Annotated in this window: 27 protein-coding genes; 8 read left to right on the forward strand and 19 right to left on the reverse strand. The window is 64.2% G+C overall.

Translation table 11 applies throughout. The annotated features are described in order from the left end of the window. Positions 1 to 6: 6 nt before the first annotated feature. From nuoB to VGK27_03260, 13 genes are read right to left on the reverse strand one after another with little or no spacing between them, the layout of a single operon-like run. Entirely contained in the window at positions 7 to 528 is a 522-nt protein-coding gene (gene nuoB / locus VGK27_03200; GenBank protein HEY3489113.1) for an NADH-quinone oxidoreductase subunit NuoB, read from the reverse strand. Further along, positions 519 to 902, reverse strand: coding sequence for an NADH-quinone oxidoreductase subunit A (ndhC, locus tag VGK27_03205; GenBank protein ID HEY3489114.1), 384 nt, complete (start codon positions 900 to 902; stop codon positions 519 to 521). The genes nuoB and ndhC overlap by 10 nt, the downstream gene beginning before the upstream one ends. An 18-nt stretch (positions 903 to 920) precedes the next feature. After that, positions 921 to 2,405: an NADH-quinone oxidoreductase subunit N gene (locus tag VGK27_03210; protein ID HEY3489115.1), complete on the reverse strand. Its 1,485-nt coding sequence runs from the start codon at positions 2,403 to 2,405 to the stop codon at positions 921 to 923. Next, entirely contained in the window at positions 2,406 to 3,950 is a 1,545-nt protein-coding gene (locus VGK27_03215) for an NADH-quinone oxidoreductase subunit M (protein ID HEY3489116.1), read from the reverse strand. A 20-nt stretch (positions 3,951 to 3,970) separates the two neighbouring features. Next, complete coding sequence (gene nuoL, locus VGK27_03220; GenBank protein ID HEY3489117.1) at positions 3,971 to 6,085, reverse strand: NADH-quinone oxidoreductase subunit L; 2,115 nt, start codon at positions 6,083 to 6,085, stop codon at positions 3,971 to 3,973. Positions 6,086 to 6,118: 33 nt separating this feature from the next. Then, positions 6,119 to 6,421, reverse strand: coding sequence for an NADH-quinone oxidoreductase subunit NuoK (nuoK, locus tag VGK27_03225; GenBank protein HEY3489118.1), 303 nt, complete (start codon positions 6,419 to 6,421; stop codon positions 6,119 to 6,121). Continuing rightward, entirely contained in the window at positions 6,421 to 6,948 is a 528-nt protein-coding gene (locus VGK27_03230; GenBank protein ID HEY3489119.1) for an NADH-quinone oxidoreductase subunit J, read from the reverse strand. The genes nuoK and VGK27_03230 overlap by 1 nt, the downstream gene beginning before the upstream one ends. After that, positions 6,948 to 7,493, reverse strand: coding sequence for an NADH-quinone oxidoreductase subunit I (locus VGK27_03235; protein ID HEY3489120.1), 546 nt, complete (start codon positions 7,491 to 7,493; stop codon positions 6,948 to 6,950). The genes VGK27_03230 and VGK27_03235 overlap by 1 nt, the downstream gene beginning before the upstream one ends. A gap of 7 nt (positions 7,494 to 7,500) precedes the next feature. After that, positions 7,501 to 8,613 carry an NADH-quinone oxidoreductase subunit NuoH gene (gene nuoH, locus VGK27_03240; protein HEY3489121.1) on the reverse strand — a complete coding sequence of 371 codons (1,113 nt, stop codon included), beginning with the start codon at positions 8,611 to 8,613 and terminating at the stop codon, positions 7,501 to 7,503. A 1-nt stretch (position 8,614) separates the two neighbouring features. After that, entirely contained in the window at positions 8,615 to 9,751 is a 1,137-nt protein-coding gene (locus tag VGK27_03245) for an NADH-quinone oxidoreductase subunit D (GenBank protein HEY3489122.1), read from the reverse strand. Next, positions 9,748 to 10,218: an NADH-quinone oxidoreductase subunit C gene (locus VGK27_03250; protein HEY3489123.1), complete on the reverse strand. Its 471-nt coding sequence runs from the start codon at positions 10,216 to 10,218 to the stop codon at positions 9,748 to 9,750. The genes VGK27_03245 and VGK27_03250 overlap by 4 nt, the downstream gene beginning before the upstream one ends. 14 nt (positions 10,219 to 10,232) lie before the next feature. Continuing rightward, positions 10,233 to 10,742: an NADH-quinone oxidoreductase subunit B family protein gene (locus tag VGK27_03255; protein HEY3489124.1), complete on the reverse strand. Its 510-nt coding sequence runs from the start codon at positions 10,740 to 10,742 to the stop codon at positions 10,233 to 10,235. Continuing rightward, on the reverse strand, positions 10,739 to 11,149 hold the full coding sequence (locus VGK27_03260) for an NADH-quinone oxidoreductase subunit A (GenBank protein HEY3489125.1): 411 nt from the start codon (positions 11,147 to 11,149) through the stop codon (positions 10,739 to 10,741). The genes VGK27_03255 and VGK27_03260 overlap by 4 nt, the downstream gene beginning before the upstream one ends. Positions 11,150 to 11,390: 241 nt before the next feature. Between VGK27_03260 and VGK27_03265 the strand changes: the two genes are divergently transcribed. From VGK27_03265 to hcp, 8 genes are all read left to right on the forward strand, one after another. Next, the gene (locus VGK27_03265; GenBank protein ID HEY3489126.1) at positions 11,391 to 12,581 is read left to right on the forward strand and encodes an AI-2E family transporter; all 1,191 of its coding nucleotides are present in this window, start codon (positions 11,391 to 11,393) and stop codon (positions 12,579 to 12,581) included. A 41-nt stretch (positions 12,582 to 12,622) separates the two neighbouring features. After that, entirely contained in the window at positions 12,623 to 13,918 is a 1,296-nt protein-coding gene (gene hemL / locus VGK27_03270) for a glutamate-1-semialdehyde 2,1-aminomutase (protein ID HEY3489127.1), read from the forward strand. A gap of 61 nt (positions 13,919 to 13,979) precedes the next feature. Continuing rightward, positions 13,980 to 14,246 (forward strand): AtpZ/AtpI family protein, encoded by a 267-nt coding sequence (locus tag VGK27_03275; GenBank protein ID HEY3489128.1) that lies wholly within the window; start codon positions 13,980 to 13,982, stop codon positions 14,244 to 14,246. Next, complete coding sequence (locus tag VGK27_03280; protein ID HEY3489129.1) at positions 14,236 to 14,673, forward strand: ATP synthase subunit I; 438 nt, start codon at positions 14,236 to 14,238, stop codon at positions 14,671 to 14,673. Before VGK27_03275 ends, VGK27_03280 begins: the two co-directional genes overlap by 11 nt. Before the next feature lie 23 nt (positions 14,674 to 14,696). Continuing rightward, positions 14,697 to 15,452, forward strand: coding sequence for a F0F1 ATP synthase subunit A (atpB, locus tag VGK27_03285; GenBank protein HEY3489130.1), 756 nt, complete (start codon positions 14,697 to 14,699; stop codon positions 15,450 to 15,452). A gap of 82 nt (positions 15,453 to 15,534) precedes the next feature. Further along, positions 15,535 to 15,873, forward strand: a complete 339-nt coding sequence (locus tag VGK27_03290; protein HEY3489131.1) for an ATP synthase F0 subunit C — start codon at positions 15,535 to 15,537, stop codon at positions 15,871 to 15,873. Between the two features lie 132 nt (positions 15,874 to 16,005). Further along, positions 16,006 to 16,533 carry a DUF3109 family protein gene (locus tag VGK27_03295; protein ID HEY3489132.1) on the forward strand — a complete coding sequence of 176 codons (528 nt, stop codon included), beginning with the start codon at positions 16,006 to 16,008 and terminating at the stop codon, positions 16,531 to 16,533. Between the two features lie 435 nt (positions 16,534 to 16,968). After that, positions 16,969 to 18,621, forward strand: coding sequence for a hydroxylamine reductase (gene hcp / locus VGK27_03300; GenBank protein HEY3489133.1), 1,653 nt, complete (start codon positions 16,969 to 16,971; stop codon positions 18,619 to 18,621). A gap of 63 nt (positions 18,622 to 18,684) precedes the next feature. Here hcp and VGK27_03305 read toward each other — a convergent pair whose 3' ends face one another. The 6 genes from VGK27_03305 to VGK27_03330 form a co-directional block, all read right to left on the reverse strand. Then, positions 18,685 to 19,842: a hypothetical protein gene (locus VGK27_03305; GenBank protein HEY3489134.1), complete on the reverse strand. Its 1,158-nt coding sequence runs from the start codon at positions 19,840 to 19,842 to the stop codon at positions 18,685 to 18,687. Then, positions 19,839 to 20,723 carry an Hsp33 family molecular chaperone HslO gene (gene hslO / locus VGK27_03310; protein HEY3489135.1) on the reverse strand — a complete coding sequence of 295 codons (885 nt, stop codon included), beginning with the start codon at positions 20,721 to 20,723 and terminating at the stop codon, positions 19,839 to 19,841. Before hslO ends, VGK27_03305 begins: the two co-directional genes overlap by 4 nt. A gap of 81 nt (positions 20,724 to 20,804) precedes the next feature. Next, positions 20,805 to 23,642, reverse strand: a complete 2,838-nt coding sequence (gene uvrA, locus VGK27_03315; protein HEY3489136.1) for an excinuclease ABC subunit UvrA — start codon at positions 23,640 to 23,642, stop codon at positions 20,805 to 20,807. A 5-nt stretch (positions 23,643 to 23,647) separates the two neighbouring features. After that, positions 23,648 to 24,646, reverse strand: a complete 999-nt coding sequence (gene pdxA, locus VGK27_03320) for a 4-hydroxythreonine-4-phosphate dehydrogenase PdxA (GenBank protein HEY3489137.1) — start codon at positions 24,644 to 24,646, stop codon at positions 23,648 to 23,650. Continuing rightward, the gene (locus VGK27_03325; GenBank protein HEY3489138.1) at positions 24,643 to 25,197 is read right to left on the reverse strand and encodes a DinB family protein; all 555 of its coding nucleotides are present in this window, start codon (positions 25,195 to 25,197) and stop codon (positions 24,643 to 24,645) included. The genes pdxA and VGK27_03325 overlap by 4 nt, the downstream gene beginning before the upstream one ends. After that, on the reverse strand, positions 25,194 to 26,177 hold the full coding sequence (locus VGK27_03330; protein ID HEY3489139.1) for a SurA N-terminal domain-containing protein: 984 nt from the start codon (positions 26,175 to 26,177) through the stop codon (positions 25,194 to 25,196). Before VGK27_03330 ends, VGK27_03325 begins: the two co-directional genes overlap by 4 nt. Positions 26,178 to 26,198: the final 21 nt, after the last annotated feature.

Consider the following 26,198-nt stretch of genomic DNA (forward strand, 5'->3'; position numbering starts at 1 on the left):
TACCCGTCAGACCGTCCGACCTTCGGCGGCCCAGCGTTCGGCCGCGCGCGGGGCGCCGGTTTCGATGAGTTTCTGGAGATTCACGATCGCGTCGATGACGCTTTCGGGGGTGGGGGGGCATCCGGGGATGTAGACGTCGACCGGGAGGATCTGGTCGATTCCCTGGAGGACGCTGTAGTTGTTGTAGAAGCCGCCCGAACAGGCGCAAGCGCCCATCGACACGACCCACTTGGGCTCGAGCATCTGCTGGTAGATGCGCTTGAGGACAGGCGCCATCTTGTAGTTGATGGTTCCGGCCACGAGCAGCACGTCGGCCTGGCGGGGGGAGAAACGGACGACCTCGGCTCCGAAGCGCGAAGCATCGTAATGGGTGCCGAGCACCGCCATCACCTCGATGCCGCAGCATGCCGTTGCGAACGTAAAGGGGTAGAGCGAATACTTCCGCCCCCAGGCGAGCAGCGATTCGAACGTGGTCAGCGAATAGGCGGGGGCGCCGCCGCCCGGTTGCGCCTGCGATTCTACTGCCATTCCAGAGCTCCCTTTTTCCAGACGTAGATCAACCCGACAAGAAGGATGCCGAGAAAGACAACCATTTCGACGAAACCGAACAGCCCGAGCGACCGGAAGAGGATCGCCCATGGGTAAAGGAACGCGGACTCGAGATCGAACAGCAGGAACAGGATGGCGATAAGGTAGAACTTGACGGACACCCGGATCTGGGAACCGGTGAACGGGTCGACGCCGCACTCGTAGACGTCGAACTTGACCTTGTCGTATCGCTTGACGCCAAGCGCCTGCGAAAGCGCAACGAAACCGATCGACATCGCGACTGCGATGACCAGCATCAACAGAACCGGGAAGTACGGGTTCGAAAACTGGATCGTGGACAGGTAACCGGTCATAAGGTCGTCACCTTTTCCCTAGAACGCGCTCAATTTGCTGGATGCTTCGGCGGCCATGCGGATAACGGGTTCCCAATATACACCAAGCAACACGGTCGGGACCATGAAAATCAGGACCAGCGCGGAGGCCAGCGGAGAAACGGAAAGCTCGGTCGTATCGACCGCCTTATCGAGGAACATCGCCTTGACGACACGCGCGTAATAGTAAAGCGAGACGGCGCTGTTGAGCGCTGCGACGATGGCCAGCCAGTAGATGCCCTTGGAGACGAGGGCGGCGAACAGGTAGACCTTGCCGATGAACCCGGCGAACGGCGGGATTCCGGTCAAGGAGAAGAGAAACAGGGCGAACGCGACTGCCAGGAACGCCGAGCGGCTTCCCATGCCCCGGTAGTTCTCGATCTCTTCGCTATTGGTCCGGTTCGCGACCAGGAGAACGATGTAGAAGGCGCCGAGATTCATGAACAGGTAGGTGACGAGATAGAAGAGGATGGCCTGGACGCCCAGAGGTGAAAGCACCACGAAGCCCATCAGCATGTAGCCGGCGTGGGCGATCGAGGAGTAGGCGAGCAGCCGCTTGACGTTAGTCTGCTTGATCGCGACCAGGTTGCCGACGGTCATCGTGACGGCCGACAGCACCGCGAAGAGCATCGGCCAGTCGACGGCTGCGGTGGCTTTCCAGAGGCCCGTGACCGCGTCCTGTGCGGCGAAATTCGAGAAGAAGAATCGGATGAGAAGCCCGAAGCCCGCGGCCTTGGGACCGACCGAGAGGAACGCGGTGATCGGCGTGGGAGCGCCTTCGTAAACGTCGGGGCTCCACATGTGGAACGGGACCGCCGCGATCTTGTAACCGAAGCCGACCGTGACCAGTGCAACCGAAAGCGCGACCGGAACGAGCGGGACGGTGCCAGAGGCCAGCACCCGGGCGATCTCGGAGAAGTGGGTCGACCCCGACACGCCGAACAGCAAGGAGAAGCCGTAGATCATGGAGCCCGAGGCGGTGCCGCCGTAGACCACGTATTTCATCGCGGCCTCGGTCGATTTCTTCTCGCCCTTCAGGTAGCCGGCCAGAAGATAGGACGGGATCGACACGAGCTCGAGCGAGACGTAGAGCATGACGAGGTCGGTCGAGGAAACCAGGGTAAACATCCCCAGAAGCACGGAAACGAGGAAGATGTAGTATTCGGCTTGGGTACGCCCGCAAAGATCCTTGCTCTGGACCGACATCAGGATGACGAAAAGCGTGGTCAGCGACATCAGCACCTTGAAGAAGGTGGCGAAGGCGTCGGTGGCGACCATGCCCTCGAAGAGCCCCGACCCGTTCCCCGGCGCGGAGATGCTCGCCAGGACCAGCGCCGCCCCCACGCCGACCAGCGAAAGAATCGCGGCCGAGGAGGATGTGCGATCCTTTCCGGCCACGTGGACGAGGACAAGCAGGAGCACGGTCGCCGTCAGCGCGAACTCGGGAAGGAAATATTGGATGGAGCCGAGGTTGTCGAGCAACATTTACATCACCATTTTGACGACGTCGACCAGTTTCACCATGGACGCGTTCATGAGGTTGAGGATCGGCATCGGATAGCAACCGATGAACAGGGCCGCGACCGCGAGCGGGACGAGCGTGAACAGCTCGCGGCCGTTGATCTCGGCCAGTCCGGCGTATTTCGGGTTGAGGGGGCCGAGGAACACGCGCTGGAGCGCCCAGAGATGGTAGGCCGCCCCGATGATGATGCCGAACGTAGAGATGATGACAAGCGCCTTGAAACCGGCGAAGGCGGCGGAGAACGCCCCGAGGAACACCAGCTGTTCGGCGAGGAACCCCGGGAGACCCGGCAGGCCGAGGGAGCCGAAGAAAGCGACGGTCACGAAGAAGGTGTAGACCGGGACAACCGCGGCGATGCCGCCGAAGCCGTCGATCTGGCGATGGTGCGCCCGGTCGTAGACGACGCCGACCAGGAGGAACAGCATGGAAGTGACGATGCCGTGCGCGACCATCTGGAAGGAGGCGCCGACCATGCCCAGCGGGGTGAGTGCCGCCATGCCGAGCAGGCAGAAGCCCATGTGGCTGACCGAGGAGTAGGCGACCATCTTCTTGAGGTCGGACTGCGCTAGCGCGCACATCGCCCCGTAGATGATGTTGATCACGCCGAGCACCGCCATCGGATAGACGAAGTACCGGGTCACGTCGGGGAAGATCGGGAACGCGATCCGCATCATCCCGTAGGTGCCCATCTTCAGCAGGATGCCGGCCAGGATGACCGAGATCGCCGTGGGCGCCTCGACGTGGGCGTCGGGCAGCCAGGTGTGGAACGGGAAGAGCGGCACCTTGATCGCGAACCCGATGAAGAGCCCGAGGAACATCAGGATGCGAATGTCGAACTGCTTGAGCCAGGTGCTGTGCCCCGCCTGGTTCATGAACGTCAGCAGGTTGAAGCAGTGCTTCCCGGTCACGGGGTCGGCGGCCGTGTTGAAGTAGAGCGCGATCATGGCGACCAGCATGAGCAGCGACCCGGCCAGCGTGTAGAGGAAGAACTTGATCGCCGCGTATTCCTTGCGGGGACCGCCCCAGATGCCGATGAGGAAGTACATCGGGAGCAGCATGAGCTCCCAGAAGACGTAGAAGAGGAAAAAGTCGAGCGAGGCGAACGTCCCCATCATGCCCGTTTCAAGCAGCAGGAAGAGCGCCATGTATCCCTTGACCTGCTTCTCGATGCCGAACGACGCGATGACCGCAAGGAACGAGATCAGCGAGGTCAACATGAGCATCGGGATCGAGATCCCGTCCGCGCCGAGATAGTAGTCGACGTTGATCGAGGGGATCCAGACGTAATGCTCGACGAACTGGAACTGGCTGGCCAGGTTGACGCCGGCCAACGCCCGGTCGAACCCCCCCCAGAGCTTCACCGAGAGAAGCATCGGGAAGATGGTCGTCAGGACGGCCATGGTCTTGATGACCTTGTCGTTCCCCTTGGGCACCATAAGGATCAGCGCCGCCCCGATCAGGGGGATGAACGTCATCAGGCTGAGAATGTGATTGTCGATCAACTCCACGGAATTCTACCTCCGATTCGTTAAAAAGCTTTTAGCAGGAAGATGACCACGACGCCGCCGATGAGCACGAAAACGTAATGGTATATTTTGCCGGTCTGGATCCTTCGGAGCACGGTGCCGCCGCCGATGGTCGCGCTGGCGACGCCGTTGACCGCCCCGTCGACCACCAGGTTGTCGAAGCGGCCGACGAACCGGCACGCCCACAGGTTGATGCGCGCAACCAGGTTGACCAGCCCGTCGACGATCTTCTGGTCGAACAGCGCCATCAACCTGGCGAGCCACATGGTGCCCGCGATGACGGTCATCGCGTAGAGTTCATCGAAATACCACTTGTTGGCCAGGAAAGTGTGGAGGGGAAGGCACGCGGCCTTGACCTTGGCCGGATCGATCCAGCCCAGGATGTAGACGACTATCGCGAGCAGGATGCCGGCCCCGGCGACGATCAGCGAACAGATCATCGCCCGGCCATGGGCCAGGTGCGTCACGTGCGCGACGTGCTCGGCGTGCTCCTTCTCTTCGGCCGACATGCCGGCGGCCTCGGGAGCGGTCGCCGCCGAATGCTCCATGCCCGCAGGAGCGACGGCCGGAGCCGCTTCGACCTTGGCCGCTTCGCCGTGACCGGACCCGTGGGGGAGGACCACCGCGCTCTGGGGCTTGACGATCAGCTTCTTGAACCAGTCATTGTGCTCGAACGGGTAGGCGAAGGACAGCAGCGCCAGCACGACCAGCGGGAACGCCATGTTGAAAGGCGATTCGTGCGCATGGTCGAACTTGTGATGGTCGCGCGGCTCGCCGAAGAAAGTGATGAACACGAGGCGAAACATGTAGAAGGCGGTCATGCCCGCGGTGACCAGCGGCAGGATGAACAGCGCGTAATGCTGCGGGTTGAGCATCGCGAACGCCAATGCATCGCCCAGGATCATGTCCTTGCTGAAGAATCCGGAGAAGAACGGGACGCCGGAGATGGACAAGGTACCGATCAGGAACGTCGCAAAGGTGATCGGCATCTTCTTGCGCAACGCGCCCATGTCGAAGATGTCCTGGCTGTGGACGGCGTGGATGACCGACCCGGAGCCGAGGAACATGCACGCCTTGAAGCCGGCGTGGGTAACGAGGTGCGCGAGTCCCGCCGTGTAGCCACCGACGCCCAGCCCGCAGACCATGAACCCGAGCTGGGAAACGGTGGAGTAGGCGAGAATCTTCTTGATGTCGTTCTGTGCCAACGCAATCGTCGCCGCCATGAACAGCGTGACGGTTCCCGTGTAGGCGATGACGAGGAAGGCGTCGGGCGTGAAGATCGGGTACATGCGGCCGATGAGGTAGACGCCGGCGGCGACCATGGTGGCGGCGTGGATCAACGCCGAGACGGGCGTCGGGCCTTCCATCGCGTCGGGCAGCCAGACGTGGAGCGGGAACTGCGCCGACTTCCCGACTGCGCCGCAAAACAGGGCAACGCCGGCCAGCGTCAGCATGGTGCCGCTCAGCTTGCCCGCCGCGACGCTCGCGAATATCTCGTCGTATCCGAACACGCCGGTGAAGGCGAACAGGATCAGGATGCCGGCGAGGAATCCGAAATCGCCCACCCGGTTGGTGATGAACGCCTTCTTGCTCGCATCGGACGCAGACTTTTTCTCGAACCAGAACCCGATGAGCAGGTAGGAGCACAGGCCGACCAGCTCCCAGAAGATGAACAGGAAGAAGATGCTTTCGGAAAGAACCAGCCCCAGCATCGAGAAAGAGAAGATCCCCAGATAAGCAAAGTAGCGATTGTATTTGGGATCGCCGTGCATGTATCCGACCGAGAACAGGTGCACCAGGGAGGAAACGAGCGTGACGACGACCAGCATGATGGCCGTGATGTTGTCGATCATGATGCCGACGTTGATATGGAAACGGTCGAGGATCGTCAGCCACGGATACGTGAAATGGTACTTGAAGCCGGGGTTGAACCCCTGGATGATGACTTCGTTGAAAATGCCGAGCGCCATGACCAGCGCGGAGAAGATGGTCAGCAGCGAGACCCAGTCACCCTTGCGCGGCAGCCGCTTGCCGAAGAAGATATTGATAAAAAACGACGACAGCGGCAGGAACGGGATGATCCAGGCGTATTTCAGAAAGAAGTTGGTTTCGTTCAACAGAGCACCCTCTTGAAGTCGGCGGTAGCTGCGTCAGTTCTTGAGCGAATCGGAAATGTCGACCTCGACCGAACCGACCGAGGCGAACATCCGGAGGAAGATCGCGAGCGCGACGGCGGATTCGGCCGCGGCGATGACGATCACGAAAATGGCCAGGATCTGCCCGCCCATCACCGTTCCCAGGTAATGCGAAAAAGCGACAAGATTGATGTTTGCGGCGTTGAGGATCAATTCGACCCCCATGAGCAGCGCAACACCGTTGCGCCGGGTCATGATCGTGTAGAGTCCGCAGCAGAAGAGCGCGGCGCTGACGACCAGGAACTTGTCGAGGGCCATTAGTTGCCTTCCTCCATATCGGGCTTGCCGCCCTGTTTCGGAGCGTCGGGGCGCGACAGCAACGCGGCGCCGATCAGGGCAGCGAGGAGGAGTACCGAGACGACCTCGAACGGGAGCAGGTATTTCGTCATGAGCAACCGGCCGATCGATGCGGTCGTCGGGGCATACTCGACGCCCTGCTTGACGGCCCACGGGGTGGTGACCGCGGTGTGCGACAGGAGGCCGAACAGCGCAAGACAGATGAGAAAAGCGGGAATCCGGAAGTGGGTCGGATTCGACAGCTTGACGTCGGAGATGCGGTTGGACAGGAACACCGCGAACAGGATCAGGACCAGGATGGCGCCGACGTAGACCAGCATCTGGGTCGCGGCAAGGAAGTCGGCGGAGGCAAGGACGTAGAGCCCGGCGACGCCCATGAACGTGAACAGCAAGCCCACGGCGGAATAGACGATGTTGGAGTTGCCCGCGACGATGAGCGCCGAGACGACGATCATCACCGAAAAGAGGACGAAAACGAGATCGGCCATTACTTTTTCTCCGTATCGGCGGGCGGAGCCGCCGGCTTCGGCTGCGCTTCGACTGCCTTCGCTTCCGTCGCCGCCTTCGCCGCAGCCTCGGCAACCGCCTTCGCCACGCGCTGCCGGATCACCGCGGCGTCTTCGTGGATGAAGTGCAACACCATCTCGTCGCGTCTCTGCATGGCTCTTTCGAACCCGTGGGAGTGGGTAAGCGACTTGACGGGGCAGACCTCGACGCACAGCCCGCAGTACATGCAGCGGCCGATGTTGATGTCGTAGGAGACCAGCACCATCTTCTTGTCGGCACCGCGCACCGCCTCGAGCGAGATGCAGTCGACCGGGCAAATCTTGACGCACATGTTGCACGAGATGCAGGTGTTGATGTCGTTCTGGAGGAAGCCCCGGGAGCGTTCGAAGATCGGCGCGCGCTGCTCGGGATACTGGATCGTGACCTCTTCCTTGACGTCGATCCCGACCCGCCCGGTGATGCGCATCCCCTTGGCCGTGGTGCTCACGGCCTCCCAGATGTCGTTGATGTAGGATTTCATGCTCATATTTTTCTCATCCGAAGATCGAGGCGATCAGCTGCGGGATGCCCTTGCCCTTGAAGATCAGCACCCACGCGGAAACGCCCAGGAAGTTGAAGAACGTCAGCGGGACCAGGTATTTCCAGGACATGCGCATCAGCTGGTCGACGCGGATGCGGGGAAGCGTCCAGCGGACCCAGATGATGACGCAGACAAGGGCGAGCGCCTTGGCCATGAAAACGGCGAGAGACAACAGGTTGGCCCAGACCGCCGGGAGCGCAGCCGCATTGATGAAGGGGATCTGCCATCCCCCCAGAAAACAGGCGGTGGCCAGCGCCGAGACCACGAAGACGTCGGCGTACTCGGCCATGAAGTAGATGCCGAAGCGAATGCCGGAATACTCGGTGCTGTAGCCGGCGACCAGCTCGGACTCGGCCTCGGGAAGGTCGAACGGCGCGCGGTTCGTCTCGGCCAGCGCGGCGGTCAGGTAGAGGAAGAAGGAAAAGAAGCTGAAAGGGTTGTGAAACAGGTTCCAGCCGAAGATGCCGAGCAGCCCGCCCTGGGACTTGATGATGTCCTGCGTGGAGAGTGACCCGGCGATGAGCACCGCGGGGATGAGCGCCATGCCGACCGGAATCTCGTAAGAGACGATCTGGGCCGCGGCGCGCATGCCGCCGAGCATGGACCACTTGTTGTTGGAGGCCCAGCCGGTGATCAGGATGCCGATCGCGACCAGTGATGTGACCGCCATCACGTAGTAGATGCCGATATTGAGGTCGGCCGCAACGAGCGAGTAGCCGAACGGGACGACGACGAATGCAGCGAACGACCCCACGAAAACCAGGTAGGGTGCCAGCCTGAACAGGTGATGGTCGGCGGCGGCCGGGATGACGTCTTCCTTGAGGATCAGTTTGACGCCGTCCGCGAGGAACTGGAGGAGGCCGATGGGGCCGACCCGGTTGGGGCCGATGCGGCCTTGGACGTCGGCCGCGATCTTCCGTTCGAGGTAGGTCCCGAAGCCGGCGAACACCATCGCGAAGTTCAGGATGATGAATGCGACGATCCCGATGAGCAGGAGCGTCACCGCCCAAGGGGCCACGGCGAGCGCGGGCACCTTCTGGATGATAAGTGCGGTGAGCTGTTCCATGTTAGCGATCAATCTCCGGAAGAATGATGTCGAAGCTGCCGATGACCGCCACGATGTCGGCGATCATGAGCCCCCTGGTAACCTTCTCGAAAATGTTCATCGTGACGAAGGAGCCGGTTCGGATCTGGACGCGGTAGGGATTGGCCGATCCGTCGCTGATGATGTAGAAGCCGGTTTCGCCGCGGGGATTCTCGGCGCGGAAGTAGACCTCGCCCGGCGCCGGCTTGAACACGCGCGGGACCTTGGCCATGACGGGTCCCTCGGGGATCATCTCGAGGGCTTGACGGAGGATCTTGATGCTTTCGCGCATCTCGTCGATCCGGACCATGTACCGGTCGAAGCAATCGCCGAGCTGCCCCTTCTCTCCGCGTCCGACGCAGACATTGAAGTCGAACTTCGGGTAGACGGAGTAGGGCTCGTCCTTGCGCAGGTCGAACGGAACGCCGGATCCGCGCAGGTTGGGCCCGGTCAGGCCGTAGGCAATGCAATCCTCCGGGGAAATCGCCGCGACGTTGGCGAGCCGGTGGACGAAAATCTTGTTGTAGGAGATGAGCTCGTTGTACATGGGGATCTTCGGCTCGAAATAGTCGAGGAAGTCCTTGACCTTGCCGAGCCAGCCGTCGGGGAGGTCGGCGGAGACGCCGCCGATCCGGCAGTAGTTGTAGGTGAGCCGGTTGCCGCACAGCTCCTCGAACAGGTCGTTGACCCGCTCGCGCTCGCGGATGGCGTAGAGGAACGGCGTAAACGCACCCATGTCGGCCGTGAACGAGCCGAAGGAGATGAGGTGCGAGGAGATCCGGTTAAGCTCGCAGACGATGACGCGGATGAACTCGGCGCGCTCGGGAACCTCGATGCCGGCCAGCTTCTCGACCGCCCAGCTGTAGGCGGCGTTGCAGTTCATCGAGGCCAGGTAGTCGAGCCGGTCGGTGTAGGGCATGAACGAGCCGTAGACGTTGCGCTCGGCGATCTTGGAGAGGCCGCGGTGGAGATAGCCGATGTCGGGGCGGGCGTTGACCACGACCTCGCCGTCGGTGCGCAGGATCACCCGCAGCACTCCGTGCGTGGACGGGTGCTGGGGACCCATGTTGAGAAGCATTTCCTGGGTCGGAAGCGCCTGCCGTTCGGTGGTCTCGATCATACCTTCACCCCGTGGTACGACTCGGGATAGACGTAATCCTTGCGAAGCGGGTGCCCCGGCCAGTCTTCGGGGAGCAGGATGCGTCGCAGGTCGATCGACCCGATGAAGTGGATGCCGAACATGTCGTAGGCTTCGCGCTCCATGAAATTGGCCGTGGGCCAGACCGAGTCGACGCTGTCGAGACGGGGCTCTTCCTTGGGAAGGAGCACCTTGACGCCGATCTTGTGCCGGAGCGACATGGAGTGCAGGTGGTAGGCGACGGCCAGATTCTCCTTGTAGTCGACGCCGGAGAGGCACATGAGCGCGTCGAACTTCATCGAAGGATCGTCGCGGAGGAAACGGGCGATCGACAGAATCGCTGCGGGCGATACGACCACGAACGCGGGATCGAACCCCGCGTCCTGGAGTTCGATCACGGCGTCGCCGAAACGGGATTTGAGCGACTGGAAGATGGCTTTCGCGTCCAAGTGGATATCCTTTTTCAGGCCGACTTGCCGAAATTTTTGCGCTGGTCGATCAATTTCTGGAGGCGGATGATGCCGTCGATGAGCGCCTCTGGCCGTGGCGGGCAGCCGGGCACGTAGACGTCGACGGGCACGATCTGGTCGACGCCCTTGACCACGCAGTAGGAGTCCCGGTAGAAAGGGCCGCCCGTGTTTGCGCAGGAGCCCATGGAAATGACGTACTTGGGCTCGGGCATCTGATCGTAGAGCAGCTTGACGCGCTCGGCCATCTTGTGGGTGATCGTGCCGGCGACGAGCAGCAGGTCGGCCTGGCGCGGGGAAGTGCGGAAGACGGAGCCGAACCGGTCGAGGTCGTAGCGCGAAGCGCCCGTCTGCATGAGCTCGATGCCGCAGCATGCGGTCGCGAACAGCAGATACCAGAGGGAGGAACGGCGCCCCCAGTTGATCAGCTTGTCGGCGCTGCCGACCATGACGACGCCTTCGGGCGCCATGGGGGCGTTGGCCGAAAGGACGGGATCGTTACTCATGAGTTGGCCTTCCTGGCCTTGGCGCCCTGGAGGGAACGGACCCATTCGAGGTCGCCCTCCTTCCAGAGGTACGCGAGGCCCGAGATCAGGATGACGATGAAGATCAACGCTTCCACGAAAACGAGGCCGCCCTGCCCCTCGAGAATGAATTGCTTGAAGATGACCGCCCACGGGTAGAGCAGCGCTACTTCGACGTCGAACACGACGAAGACGAGGGCAAGGACGTAGAAGCGGATGTTGAACTGGACCCAGGAGCTGCCGATCGTGGGCTCGCCGCACTCGTAGGTGGTGAGCTTCGCGGCGCTCTGGTCGCGGGGCTGGAGCAGGCGCGAGCCGCCCACCATGACGAAAACCGTCAGGGCGCCGAGCAACATGAACACGAAGACTGATGCAAATTGAGTCAGCATTTGGACACTTCCCGATTCCTTCGAAATGTATTCGGGCGATCCCCGGGCGCCGGATCAGTCGGTTGGCAACGCGGGGAATGATCACCACTTGTCGGGGGTTCGGTATGTTCGAAAACTGTTGATTCATAACTCGCGGATAGGGACCTGTCAACCAAAAAATGATTTCATCCAGTCGCCGCCCGCGATTCCGGATCGGCAACGAACGCATCGATGCAGCCCGAAAATGGGGTACATTAGGCGCATGCGACCCTTCGATTTCCTGAGATCCCGGAACGAGACAACCTCAGGTACTTCCGTCCCGCCCGCGCAGGACCGGCCGGCGCCCGGCGACCACGGGAACGGGGAGACGAAGCGCTCCCTCCTGCTCGCGCCACCCGCCTCGGTGACGATCAGCCTCTCCGTGCTCGCCGTGCTGGGAGTGCTCGGGCTTCTCCACTACGCGGCGTCGGTCTTCATCACGATCTTTTCCTCGATCCTGATCGCCATCGCGCTCGAACCTCCGGTCCGGGCGCTCCACCTCCGGCTCAGGCTGCCCCGTCACGTCGGCAGCATGATCGTCGTCTTCCTGGCCGTCGGATCGCTCTACGGCATCCTTTACTTCGCCTATACGGGGGCACAGGGCTTCCTGACCGACCTCCCCGCGCTGGCCGACAAGATCCGGACCGCGCCGATCATCGAGTCCGCCACGGAGCGGATGCACGGGTTCGAGCGGGGGCTGGATGCGTTCAAGAAGGGATTGGTTCCGCCGGTGGCCCCGGTCGGAAAATCGCCCCAGGTCATCGTCAGCCAGGACAACTCGTTCATGGAAAAGCTGTTCAGCGGGCTGGGCTCGATCACCTCGGTCGTATTTTCTCTCAGCTTCATCCCCTTCCTGGTGTATTTCATCCTGGCCGAGAAAGATTCGCTGACGCGGCGGACGCTGGCGCTGTTCCCCGACCGCGAGGCGCGGATGCGCGCGCTTCTGACCGAGATCGAGGAAATGATGCAGACGTTCCTCGTCGGCAACGCGATCATCGCGGCGATCCTGAGCAGCCTGACGATCCTCCTGTTCTGGGCGGCCGGACTCCCCTACTGGCTCGTTCTGGGCGCCCTGAGCGGCATCATGAGCACCGTCCCGTACCTTGGGCTGGTGCTGGCGATGGTCCCGGCGCTGATCGTGGGGCTCGTCTCCTTCGACTCCGGGCTGCCGCTGCTGGCCATCGTGGCGGGCGTGACCACGTTCCACCTCCTGGCCGCGAACTACCTGATCCCCCGGCTGGTCGGCGGGCGGACGCACCTGAACGCCGTCTCCTCGACGCTCGCCATCCTCTTCTTCGGCTGGATGTGGGGGGGGATGGGACTCCTCCTCGCGATTCCGATCGCCTCGGTCCTGCGCAGCGTGCTCGAAAGCAATCCGGGGACGCAGCCGCTCGGACAGTGGCTGGGCGATTGAAAAACGTGTACAATTCGCCAATTCACCCAGGAGGCAATCCCGTGGCCCGTTTGAAGATCGCGATGTCCAAGAAGTTGTTCGCAGCGGCCCAGTCCGTCATCCCCGGCGGCGTCAATTCGCCCGTCCGCGCGTTCCGTTCCGTGGGCGGCACGCCGCTCTTCATCGAGAAGGCCAAGGGGGCGACCGTCACGGACGTCGACGGCAACACTTTTATCGACTACGTCTCGTCGTGGGGCCCCATGATCCTGGGACATGCGAACCCGAAGGTGCTCGCGGCCATCAAGACCGCGGCCGTCAAGGGCACGAGCTACGGCGCCCCGACCGAGGGCGAGACCACGCTGGCCCACCTGATCCGCAAGGCGATGCCCTCCATCCAGAAGGTGCGGCTGGTCTCCTCCGGCACCGAGGCGGCGATGAGCGCCATCCGGCTCGCGCGCGGATTCACCGGTCGCGACGGCATCCTCAAGTTCGAGGGCTGCTACCACGGGCATGCCGACTCGATGCTGGTCAAGGCCGGCTCCGGCGTCATCACTTTCGGGGCGCCCGACTCCCCCGGCGTGCCGGCCGACCTCGCGAAGCACACCCTCACCGTCCCCTTCAACGACCTCGACGCCGTCAAGGCCGTGTTCGCCAAAAACAAGGGGAAGATCGCGGCACTGATCGTCGAGGCGATTCCCGCCAACATGGGCGTCATCATCCCGCAGCCCGGCTTCCTCGAAGCACTGCGCGAGATCACGAAGAAGGAAGGCGCGCTGCTGATCTTCGACGAGGTGATCACCGGCTTCCGCGTCGCGTTCGGCGGCGCACAGGAGCTGTTCGGCATCACGCCCGACCTGACGGTTCTCGGGAAGATCATCGGCGGCGGGCTGCCCGTGGGCGCCTTCGGCGGCCGCAAGGACATCATGGACGCGCTTTCCCCGATCGGCCCCGTCTACCAGGCCGGAACCCTCTCGGGGAATCCGCTTGCGGTCGCGGCCGGCATCGCCTGCCTGACCGAGCTTTCGCAGAAGGGGATCTACCAGCTTCTCAACGACAAGGCCGATTATCTGGCCGGGAAGCTGGCGGCCGTGCTGCGCGAATCCGGCGTGCCGACCTACACCAACCGCGCGGGATCGCTGTGGACCACCTTCTTCCAGAAGGGGCCGGTCACCGACTACGCCAGCGCCAAGAAGAGCGACGCGGCCAAATACGGGAAGTATTTCCACGGCCTGCTCGAGCAGGGCGTCTACGTCGCCCCGTCGCAGTTCGAGGCCGGGTTCGTCTCGCTCGCCCACACCAAGGCGCAGCTCGACGCGACCGCCGAAGCGGTCAAGACCGTGCTCAAGAAGCTGAAGTAGGCCCGCCTTTCGGGTTGACCCGGCGGCGGCGGATGTGATAAAAAATGTTCGTTTAACCGCCATGACCGATAAAGACGACCGGAGATCTTTTTACCGCGAACTGGGACGCTACGGCGCTCTCGGGATCGAAATGTCCATCTCGGTGGTCATCGGAATGGGCATCGGCTGGTACCTCGACCGATGGCTCGGCACCGCGCCATGGCTCATGGTGGTCTGGATCGGCTTCGGCTTCGCCGCGGGCGTCCGCAGCCTCTACCGGGCAGCAATCCGGGCGCAGCGCGAGGCCGACGAGGCCGACAAGAAGGATGTGAAACCCGGTGGTGACTGATGGGGGGAAACCGGGCTCCGAAGGGCCGCCGCCCGAACCGGTGGCAGGCGAGTCGCCCGCAAGCGCGGCGCTCTCGCTCCGGCCCGTCGAGCTCAAAATCTTTCTCAGCGCAGCGGTCATCCTGGGGCTGATCGCCCTGCTCGGAAGATACAAGATGCTCCCGGGCGCCCTGTGCGGCGCCGCCATCGCCTGCGGAAACTTCTTCCTCATGAGGAAGATCCTCGAAAAGGCGTTTACGGCGGGCGGAACGCTCGGCAAGGGGTTTGCCGTCCGGTACATCCTCAAGTTTCTCGGCCTGGTCGCGCTGGTCTTCCTCGTGATCCGGTCGGGGTGGTTCGATGCTGCGGGTTTCCTGCTCGGCCTGTCCGCCCTGTTCCTCGGCATCCTGCTCGAGGGACTGTCGCGGGCGATCGAAGCAAAGAATTAGCTTTCTCTAGAAGGGGGTTGGCAATGCGGAAATGGCTCTGGGGAATCACGGCGACCGCGCTGTTGCTGCCGGCGACCGCGATGGCGGCGGAACACGGGTTTACCTGGTTCCAGCTGCTGCCCGAAGGTGGACATCTCGCCCCGATCTACGCCTCCGTCACGATCGCCGTCCTGCTTGTGATTCTCTCGGTGCTCGTGGTCCGGTCGAAATCGACCGACGAGATGGTCATCCCCGACCCGAACTTCACGCTGCGCAACTTCCTCGAGCTGATCCTCTCCTTCCTCGTCGGCATCGCCGAAGACATCCTGGGGCACCACGCGAAGAAATACATGCCGCTGCTCGGCTCCTGCTTCATCTTCATCCTGTTCATGAACCTGCTGGGGCTCATCCCCGGCTTCCTGCCGCCGACCGACAAGATGAACATCACCGTCGGGCTGGCGCTCGTCATCTTCCTGTCGACCCACTTCTTCGGCGTCAAGGAAAACGGTCTCGCCTATTTCAAGCATTTTCTCGGGCCCGTCTGGTGGCTCGGCTGGCTCTTCCTGCCGATCGAGATCATCTCGCACCTGGCCCGACCGATGTCGCTCTCGCTGCGTCTTTTCGGCAACATCAGCGGCGACCACGCCGTCGTCACCGGCTTCATGGCGCTGGTCCCCTTCGTTGTCCCCTCGATCTTCATGGGACTCGGTCTCTTCGTCGCGTTCATGCAGGCCTTCGTCTTCACCATCCTGTCCATGATCTACATCGCGGGCGCGGTGGTGCACGAAGAGGAGCACTAGTCGCAAAGGCTTTTTGTCCGGCTCCACCCTGGCGGGCGGGCGGAACCACCCGTCGGGCAAAACATACAAGGGGGTACACCCAATGTTCCGCAAAACCTTTCTCTTTTTCCTGACGTCGCTGGCACTTGTGCTGGCGGCTTCCGTGGCCTTCGCTGAAGGCGCCGCTCCCGCCGCTGCGGGCGCCGGCGACAGCTCCGTCAAGATGGTGATCGCTCTCGCTGCCGGCTTCGGCATCGCGATCGCCTCGTTCGGCGGTGCAATCGGCCAGGCCAAGGCGATCGCAGCGGGTCTGGAGGGAATTGCCCGCAATCCTTCCGCCCAGAACAAGATCTTCATCCCGATGATCGTCGGTCTCGCGCTGATCGAGTCCCTCGTCATCTACACCCTGGTCATCGCGTTCGTCCTCGTCGGCAAGCTCTAAGACAAAGACGAAAAACCAGGGTCCGAAGATCCGGACCGAAAGAAAAGGCCCTCCCGGAAACGGGGGGGCCTTTTTTGCGTTTTGCCGGACAGGGTTATAATGTCGGCATCCAACCCAACCGGAGGGGCCGGCGTGCCTAAGATCGATCCGCTCGTCTTTACCGCGAAATTTCCCCATCGATGCGACCTCGCCGCCTGCGGCAGCAAGTGCTGCGCGCACGGCGTCTGGACCGACCGCGAGGAGTCCCGCGAAATCCTCGCCCACCAGGAACTGTTCAAGCCGTGGGTGCGGCCCGAGGCGGCCGACCCGGTGTGCTGGTTCGGGGTATCCGAGCCCGACGAGGATTGCCCCAGCGGCGTTGCGGTCGAGACGCAGGCGATCGGCGGGGCGTGCGCCCTGTTCCACCCCGACCACGGATGCGCGATCCAAAAAGGGGCGATCGAGGCGGGCTTCGACGGCTGGCGCTTCAAGCCGCGCTTCTGCATCATGTTCCCGCTCGTCGTCACGGGCGGCCTTCTCACCGTCGATGAGGATATGAAGATGCTTTGGTGCATGCAGCCCGAGAACCGCACGCGCCCGATTCTTTCCGCCGTCGAAGCCGAGGTTCGGAAACTGTTCGAACCGCACGTCGTGGAGAAGCTGCTGGGGAAGGGGCCATGAACTTCCGGTGCTTTAGGCCGCTTTCCCGAGGCGTAGGTTGGCGCGTGGCTCCCCGGCTAAGCGCCACGCGGGGGCTCCCTTCCCGGGGGACGACTTGCCGGCCCTTCCATGGACCGCCTGCGTCTCCCTGAGGCGATTCTCCGGCATCCATGCCTCCCGGATCGCCTCAGAGGCCCCCGTCCAGGGACCCCCGCTTGGGCGTACGCCGGGGAGCGTGAGGCCGCGGTGTCCGTAAACCGATCCGGGGCCTGGTGCCGAAAGGAGCTTTTTTTTTCCGAAACACCGCGCCTACGCAATACCCCGGCGTGCGCAGCGGCTCCGGGCACATTTCGCGTGCATCTTGACGCGGGTCAAGGTCATCCCACACGCGACGGGTTATCCTGCCGTCATCATGTCGTTCAATTTCAACCGAAATGAAAAACGAGGAGGATGACGATGGGCATGTTCTGTAACCAGTGCGAACAGGCGAAGGGCGGGACGGGATGCGACCTTGTGGGCGTCTGCGGGAAGAAGCCGGACGTCGCGGCGCTCCAGGACCTGCTGCTCTTTGCGCTCAAGGGCATCTCGATCTATGCCGACAAGGCACGTTCGTTCGGGGCGCGCGACGAAGCGATCGACCTGTTCGTCATCGAGGGACTCTTCACCATGGTGACCAACGTCAACTTCGACCCGGAGCGGATCGAGTTGGTGATCCGCAAGGCCTTCGAGATGAAGGAAAAAGCGAAGCAGATCTACGTCGAGGCCGCAACGGCCAAGATGGGCGCCGCTCCGCCTCCAAGCCGCATCGATGCCGCCAACTGGGTCCCTGCCGACGACCTTGCCGGGCTGATCGCCCAGGGTGAGCAGCACGGGATCAACACCCAGAACGCAGATCCCGACGTCCGCTCGGCCATCGAGACCCTGGTCTACGGCCTCAAGGGGATGGCCGCTTATGCCGACCACGCCTACATCCTGGGGGCGAAGGACGACGAGATCTTCGGCTTCACCGAGAAGGCGCTGGCGGCGACCACCGACCATTCGCTGGGGCTCATGGAATTCGTCGGGCTGATCCTGGAATGCGGCCGCGTCAACCTCAAGACGATGGAAATCCTCTCCAACGCGCACACCGGTCGTTACGGGCACCCGGTTCCGACGCCGGTCAACCTGGGGACGAAGGCGGGCAAGGCGATCCTCGTTTCCGGCCACGACCTGCTCGACCTCGAGGAGTTGCTGAAGCAGACCGAGGGCAAGGGGATCTCCATCTACACGCACGGCGAAATGATCCCGGCGCACGGCTACCCCGGCCTCAAGAAGTACAAGCACCTCGCGGGCAACTACGGCGGCGCGTGGCAGGACCAGGCCAAGGAATTCGCGCAGTTCCCCGGCGCGATCCTGATGACGACCAACTGCATCCAGAAACCGGCGCAGTCTTACATGGACAACATCTTCACCAGCGGGCTGGTCGCGTGGCCCGGTGTGAAGCACATCGCCGACCGCAACTTCGCCCCGGTCATCGCGCGGGCGCTCTCGCTTCCCGGATTTTCCGAGGCGCCGGGGAAGGACATCCTCGTGGGCTTCGGCCACAACGCCGTGCTCGGCGTCGCCGACCAGGTGATCGCGGGCGTCAAGGCGGGCGCGATCAAGCGCTTCTTCCTGATCGGCGGCTGCGATGGCGCCAAGCCGGGCCGCAACTACTTCACCGAGTTTGCGGAGGCCGTGCCCAAGGACTGCGTGATCCTGACGCTCGCCTGCGGCAAGTTCCGCTTCAACAAGCTCGACTTCGGCGACATCGGCGGCATCCCGCGGCTGCTCGACGTCGGGCAGTGCAACGACGCCTATTCGGCCATCCAGATCGCGCTCGCGCTGGCCGGCGCCTTCGACTGCGGCGTCAACGACCTGCCGCTGTCGTTCATCCTCTCCTGGTACGAACAGAAGGCGGTCGTCATCCTGCTCACGCTGTTCCACCTCGGCGTCAAGAACATCAAGCTCGGGCCGGCGCTGCCCGCGTTCATCACGCCCAACGTCCTCGACTTCCTGGTTGCCAACTTCAACATCGCGCCGATCGGGAATGCGCAGGACGACCTGAAGCAGATCATGGGGCAGGCGTAGGTCCGGCCGAAAAAGTCGGAGTCATCGCAAACGGCGGGGGGAGGCCTTCAGCGGCTCCCCCCGTTACCTTTCGGACCAATCGACGATATTTTCCCGTTGCAGGATCTCGGCCCGGCACTTCTTGAACGCCTCCATGCTGCGCTGCTGCTGTTTCCCGAGCGCTTCGACCGCCTTCAGCTGCTGGTCGGCGATCTCGATCTGCTGGAGGATCCGCTGCCGGCTCAGCGCCCAGTCGGTGGCGCTGTAGCCGTACTTGACGAGGAAGTCGCCGAAAGCGACCGGGAGGGTGCTCATCCCCGCCGCCTCCAGCAGCGATTCCATCTCCTTCCCGAAGACGAAGCCATGCAGGTCGACCATGGGAAAATCCTGGTTGATGATGGCGCCGACTTCCGGGTCGCGGATCGCCTCCGCCAGGTACCGGTCGCCTTCGCCCTCGATCATGGCGATCTCGCTGACGGCGTTCATGAACTGCTCATAGTAGCCGATCCCCTCGGCCCCCGCGTTGGACCATCCCGGGATGCGCGCCTTCGAGATCAGGCGGGTCGCCTTGTCGTAGGACCGGGAGGTGACTTCCAGCTTCGACACGAGCTTGTTGAAATTCTTCTGCCCGTATTTTCCGATCAGCTGCCCCTCCATGTTGTTGAGGCCGGTCCGGAGCTCGGTCGCCCGCGCGACGCGCTTGTCGAGCGCGGCGGTGCAGGAGGCGACCACCGCCTCGACGCCCGCCATGGCCGCATCCTTCCACGCCTGGTCGTTCTTCTCGGTCCACTCCGCGAGCTGCGCCTGCGCCTTCTCGATCTCCTTGCCGTACCGCTTGTTCGCGTCGATGTCCTGCTGAAGCTGGCCGTAAGTCTTGCAGCAGGCCGCGACCTCCGCATCGGCACCCGACGCGAACGCCACCCGGAGCCGCCGGACGGACGCCAGCTCGTTTTCGATCCCTTCCTTCGCCTTCTCGGCTTTGTCCTTCGCCTTCCGCGCATTCACGGCCGCTTGCCGGGCGGTCGCCTCGCTTCCCTTTCCGGCCTCCCGCGCCTGGTCTGCGAGCCGGTCGGCCTTCCCTGCCGTCCCCTCGTATCGGACGATCCGCTCCTTCACCTCGGCGAGCTTCGCTTCGAGCTTGGCCGTGACGTCGTCCAGCCAGAGGTCGCTCGGCGTGGCGGAATAGGCGGACGATACGAAAGCGGAGGACACGAAGAGCAGGGCGATCAGGAAGCGTTTCATCCGGGTTCAACCTCCGTCCCGGACGAAGCCAGGTCGCGGATCGCCTCGGGGGTGATCTCGTAGACCGTCCGGCAGAATTCGCACGTCACGACCACGGGCTCTCCCTTTTCGGAGAGCTCTTCGCGGTCGGCCATCGGCAGCGCCGCCAGCGCATTGAGCACCCGCTCGCGGCTGCAGGGGCAGAAGTAGCGCGGCTCCTTGCGTTCGAGGATGTCGAACGGGATGCCGATCGCCTCCTTGAGCATCTCCTCGGGCGTCATGCCGTCGCGCAGCATCGCCGTGACCGGCTTCGTCTCGGTGATACGATGCTCGAGGAATTCGAGCATCAGGTCGTCGGCCCCGGGAAGCGCCTGGAGCATGTACCCGCCGGCCGCGCCCACCGAGCCGTCCGGATCGATGAAGACCCCAAGCGCGACCGCCGACGGGATCTGCTCGGACACGTGCAGGTAATGCGCGAGGTCCTCGGCAAGCTCGCCGGTCTGCATCGGCACGCTGCCCCGATAGTTTTGCCGGACCCCCAGGTCGCGCACGACGCTGAGAATGCCCTTCCCGACCGCACCCCCGACATCGATCCGGCCGTCAGGAAGATAGAGATCGGCGTGCGGCTGCTTGACGTAGCCGCGGGTACGCCCGGCGGCATCGCCCTCGGCGACGATCCCGCCCAGCGGGCCGTCGCCCGCCACCTGGAGGATGACGCGCTGGCCCTCCTTGAGCATGGCCGAAAACAGCAGCGCGCCGCCCAGAGCTCTCCCGAGCGCCACCGCCGCGGTCGGATGGCAGTCGTGGATCCGGGCGGCCTCCGCCACCGCCGCCGTGCAAGAGACGCCGACGACCAGCAGCGGCGCCCCTTTGGCCGTTCCCTTGATCAGTTGGTCGCCCACTTCTGCTCCTTTTCGATCTTCATCGGACGCGAATCCTTCCGGGAGATGCCCCGCAAAACCGACACTCGAGGAGAAGGGCCTTCAATCTCCCGGAGCGCTCCTCCCCATCCCCGGCAGCTCGCGCAGGAAGCGGCCCGTGTGAGATGACGCGACACGCGCGACTTCCTCGGGCGTTCCCGCCGCCAGGATCTCTCCACCCCGGTCGCCTCCCTCGGGCCCCAGGTCGATGACGTGGTCGGCCGTCTTGATCACGTCGAGGTTGTGCTCGATCACGATGACCGTGTTGCCCGCGTCGGCGAACATCTCGAGCACCGAGAGCAGCTTCCTGATGTCGTCGAAGTGCAGGCCGGTCGTCGGCTCGTCGAGGATGTAGACGGTGCGGCCGGTCGACCGTCTCGAAAGCTCTTTCGCAAGCTTCACGCGCTGCGCCTCGCCGCCGGACAGCGTCGTGGCCGGCTGCCCGAGCTTGATGTAGCCGAGCCCCACCCGCTCGAGCGTTTCGAGCTTGTGCCGGATCGCCGGGATGCTCGAAAGGAACGCGTGGGCCTGCTCGACCGTCATCTCGAGGAGGTCGGCGATGCTCTTGCCCTTGTAGAGGATCTCGAGCGTCTCGCGGTTGTAACGGCGGCCGCGGCACTCCTCGCAAGTCACGTAGACGTCGGGCATGAAGTGCATCTCGATCCGGATGATGCCGTCGCCCTCGCACGCCTCGCACCGCCCCCCCTTCACGTTGAACGAGTATCTCCCGGCCTTGTAGCCGCGCGCCTTGCTCTCGGGCAGCATCGCGTACAGGTCGCGGATCGGGGTAAACACGCCCGAATAGGTGGCCGGGTTGCTGCGCGGCGTGCGCCCGATCGGCGACTGGTCGATGTCGATCACCTTGTCGACGTGCTCGAGGCCGGAGACGGATTCGTGGGCCCCCGGCCGCTCCCGGGCGTCGAACAGCTTCTGGGCCAGCGCCCGGTAAAGCGTGTCGAGCACCAGCGTCGACTTGCCCGAGCCGGAGACGCCGGTCACGCAGGTGATCAGCCCCAGCGGAAAATCGACGTCCAGGCGCTTGAGGTTGTTGGCCGTGCATCCGCGCAGCGAAAGCGCGTGCCCGTTCCCCTTCCGCCGCGCCTTCGGCACCGGAATCGATTTCTTCCCCGACAGGTAGAGCCCCGTCAGCGATTCCGGGTCGCGCACGATCTCGGCGGGAGTCCCGCGGGAAACGACATACCCCCCGTGCTCGCCGGCGCCTGGCCCCATGTCGAGCACATAGTCGGCCTCCCGGATCGTCTCCTCGTCGTGCTCGACGACGAGCACCGTGTTGCCCACGTCGCGCAGGTGCTTCAAGGTGCCGAGCAGCCGCCGGTTGTCGCGCTGGTGGAGCCCGATGGACGGCTCGTCGAGGATGTAGAGGACGCCCATCAGCGAGGAACCGATCTGCGTGGCCAGCCGGATCCGCTGCCCTTCGCCGCCGGACAGCGTCCCCGCATGGCGGGAGAGCGACAGGTAGTCGAGCCCGACGTTTATGAGGAAGCTGAGGCGCGCCCGGATCTCCCTGAGGATACGGGAGGCGATCTTCACCTCGCGCTCGGGAAGCGATATCTCCCCGAAAAAGGCTTCCGCTTCGCGGATCGAGAGGCGGGTGAGCGCATCGATGCCCAGCCCGCCGACCTTGACGCAGAGCGCCTCTTTCTTGAGGCGCGCGCCGTTGCATCCCCGGCAGGGGCGGTTGTTCGTCCAGGAGGATAACTCCTCGCGGATGTCCTCGGACGACGTCTCCCTGGACCGGCGTTCCAGGTTGCCGATCACCCCTTCCCACGGCTTGGAGTAGGAGAAGTCGCGCGTCCCTTCGGAGAGCCGGAAGGTGACGGGTTCGGAAGAGCCGTTGAGGATCATGTCGCGGACCTTCTGCGGCAGCTCGATGAACGGCTTGTCGAGCGAGAAGCGGAAATGGGCGGCGAGCGCCTCGAGCGTCTGCCAGTAAAAAGGCGTGGACCGCTTGCGCCACGGGGCGATCGCCCCGCTACGCAGCGATCGTGCGGGATCGGGCACGATCAGCTCGGGGTCGAAGTAGACCGTGGCGCCCAGGCCGTCGCACTCGGGGCAGGCGCCGTGCGGGCTGTTGAACGAGAAGAGGCGGGGGGTGACCTCGGGGATGCTGACGTTGCAATCGGGGCAGGCGAACTTCTCGCTGTAGAGCATCGAGGCGCCCCCTTCCTCGGTAACGCGAACGAGTCCGTCGGACAGCGAAAGGGCGAGCGTCACCGAGTCGGCGAGACGCCCCCGGGCGCTTTCCGCCACCCGGATCCGGTCGACCACGACGTCGACATCGTGCTTGAGCTTCTTGTCGAGGGCGATCTCGTCCTCGAGGTCGCGCGTCTCGCCGTCGACGATCGCGCGGGTGAACCCATCGCGCCGGAACTTCTCGAACTCTTTCCGGAACTCGCCCTTCCGGCCCCGGACCACGGGCGAAAGCAGCGACACCTTCGCCCCGTCGCCGGCGGACATGACGGCGTCGACGATCTGGGTCACCGTCTGCCGCCGGATCTCGTTGCCGCACTCGGGGCAGTGGACGCGGCCGATCGAGGCGTAGAGGAGGCGCAGGTAGTCGTAGATCTCGGTGACGGTGCCGACGGTCGAGCGCGGGTTCTTGCTGACCGATTTCTGCTCGATCGAAATGGCGGGGGAAAGGCCGTCGATCGCGTCGACGTCGGGCTTCTCCATCAGTTCGAGGAACTGGCGGGCATAGGACGAGAGCGATTCGACGTAACGGCGCTGCCCTTCGGCGTAGATCGTGTCGAAGGCGAGCGACGACTTCCCGGAACCGGAGACGCCCGTGATGACGACGAGCCTGTCGCGCGGGATGTCGACGTCGATGTTCTTGAGGTTGTGCGTACGCGCGCCGCGGACGACGATATGGTCGAGCGCCATGGGAGCTACACCCTCCGGGCGGCGGCGGCCATGCCCGCAGCCATGCGAAGGGCCGCGACGAGGCTGCCGGGACCGGCCTTCCCGGTTCCCGCGATGTCGAACGCGGTGCCGTGATCGACCGACGTGCGGATGATCGGCAATCCCATCGTCACGTTGACGCCGTCGTCGAAGTGGACGAGCTTCAGCGGGGCGAGGCCGACGTCGTGCGTCATGGCGACGACCACGTCGAACTGCCCCCGGTAGGCCCGGTAAAAGATCGTATCGGGCGGGTAAGGACCCGTGGCGCCGATGCCGTCCCGGACGCACGCCGCGATGGCCGGGGCGATGATCGTCGATTCCTCGTCGCCGAAGAGGCCGCCCTCGCCGGCATGAGGATTGAGCCCCGCGACCGCGATGCGCGGCGCCGGCGTCGCCATGTATTTACGGAAAAAGGCGTCGGTGATCCGGATGGTCCTTTCGACGAGCGGCGCGTCGATCCGCGCGATGGCGTTGAGCAGCGACGTGTGGATCGTGACGAGCGCCACGCGAAGGCGGTCGCCGGCGAGCATCATGACGACGTGGTCCGTCCCGCACATCCGCGCGATGAATTCGGTATGGCCCGGGTGCGGGACGCCTGCCAGCTTCAATCCCTCTTTCGTGATCGGACAGGTGACGATGGCGTCCATCTCGCCGGCGCGGACGTCGGCGGTGGCCGCCCGGATGTAATCGGCGGTCGCCCGGGCGCCCGGGAGCGTGGTGACGCCGTATGGGGCATCGGCCAGCTCGAGGGAAGAGGCGGGACGAACCCAGACCGCGCCGGGCCCGGGCTCGGCGCCGGGAGGCAGCGGCTCGACCGCCGCGCTGCAGCCGGTGACGGCGGCCGCTCGCCGCATCACGGAGAGGTCGCCGTAGACGACGGGACGGCAGATCGACGCGACCTCGTGCATCGTCAGTGCGCGGCAGGCGATCTCGGGCCCGACGCCGCCCGGCTCGCCCATCGTCACTGCGAGGCGGGGGAGCGTCATGGCCGCCCTCCCGCGATCGCCGCCTGAAGCTGCGGACGATGCGCCTTCTCGTGCTCGAGGATCACGATGGCCAACCATTCATAGAGATTGAGCGACCCGAACCGGTGGTGCGGAAACACGCCCGCGCCCGGGTCGACGGCGGACAGCATCCGCAACGTCTCGAGCGTCGAGGCGCGGACGTCCGCGGCCTGCGACATCAGCGTCTCCCGGGTCGGTGCGCCTGTGGGACGCGCGGCCGGCGGCGCCTCCATCCCGTCGAAGGAAACCGGCTGCCGGATGCGGAGGCCGGAGTCGTCGGACGGGTAGGGGGGAAGCGACGCGCCCGACTCCCGCAGCACCTTCCGGACGACCTTGCCTGCGGAGATCTCGGACAACAGGAGATGCTCGAGCAGTTCCGGAGCGGTCCAGGCACCGGCCGGTAGCGACGGCGCGCCCGCGTCGGCAGCGGCCAGGACGAGCCCGAGCGTCTCGGCCCGGACCGTCTCGATCGCCTCGAACAGCTCCGCAAGCTTCGGCGGCAGCGTCCCCGGAATCGGAGGATCGGTCCTCATAGCCGGATCTCGATCGATGCGGCTTTCCGGAGTTCGTCCATGAGCTCGGTGAACGCTTTCTCGCTCCGGCGGTCGGTCAGCTCCTCGGTCAGCGCTTCCTTTAGCGTCGAAAATTCGGGAAGCTTCCCTCCCTTCCGCTCGAGCAGGCGGACGATCCGTGCGCCCTCCTCGTTGAAGAAGGGAGCCGAAGTCTCTCCGGTGCGCAGCTTGTGCAGCTCGCGCGCAAGATCGGCCGCCAAATCATCGGTCTTCATGAGGTCGGAGGCGATCAGCCGGACACCGGGGGTCGCAGTGCCGACCAGCGCGGCCGTCTCGGTCATCGATCGGCCTCCGCGCAGCGACTCGATCGCCTGTTGCGCGGCAAGGCGAAGCCGGATCGTCTTTTCCCCCGTGTCGGCGCCCTCTGTCGGCATCGGGATCAGGAGCGTCTCGAAGCGGACCTCGGCCCCCTCCCGGAACCGCTCGGACTGCTCCGAGAAGTACGCCTTGACCTCGTCATCGGCCACCGTCACCTCTTTCATCTTCCGGACCCGGACGATGTTGCCGCGCTCCATCTGCCAGCGGATCCGGCGACGATAGGCGGCCATCGTGATCCCCTCGCGGACGAGCGCCTGGGAAAACTCGTCCTCGGTCATGTTGTTGCTCTTGCGCACCGACGCCACTGCCCCGTCGACGGCGGCGTTGTCGACGGCCGCCCCCGCGCCCGCGAGCGCCTTCCGAACGACCAGGGAATCGACCAGCGGCGCGATCCACTTCACGATGCGTGCGCTGTCGCGCTCCTCGCGGAGCCATGCGTCGGCATCGCCCTGCGGCACGTTCATCCCTTCGGCCACCGCCTCGCGCACCTCGGACAGCGTGATCGGCTCCTCGTCGACGGTCGCCACGACGCCGTCGATGGTCCTTGCCGACGCATACCCGGCAAGCCCCGCGACGAGGATGGCCCCGGCCAATGCAGCGATCGTTTTCCGGTACTGTCTCATGTTTCCCCCGAGGTCTATACA

The organism is Candidatus Deferrimicrobiaceae bacterium (assembly GCA_036504035.1).
Lineage (GTDB): Bacteria > Desulfobacterota > Deferrimicrobia > Deferrimicrobiales > Deferrimicrobiaceae > JANXPS01.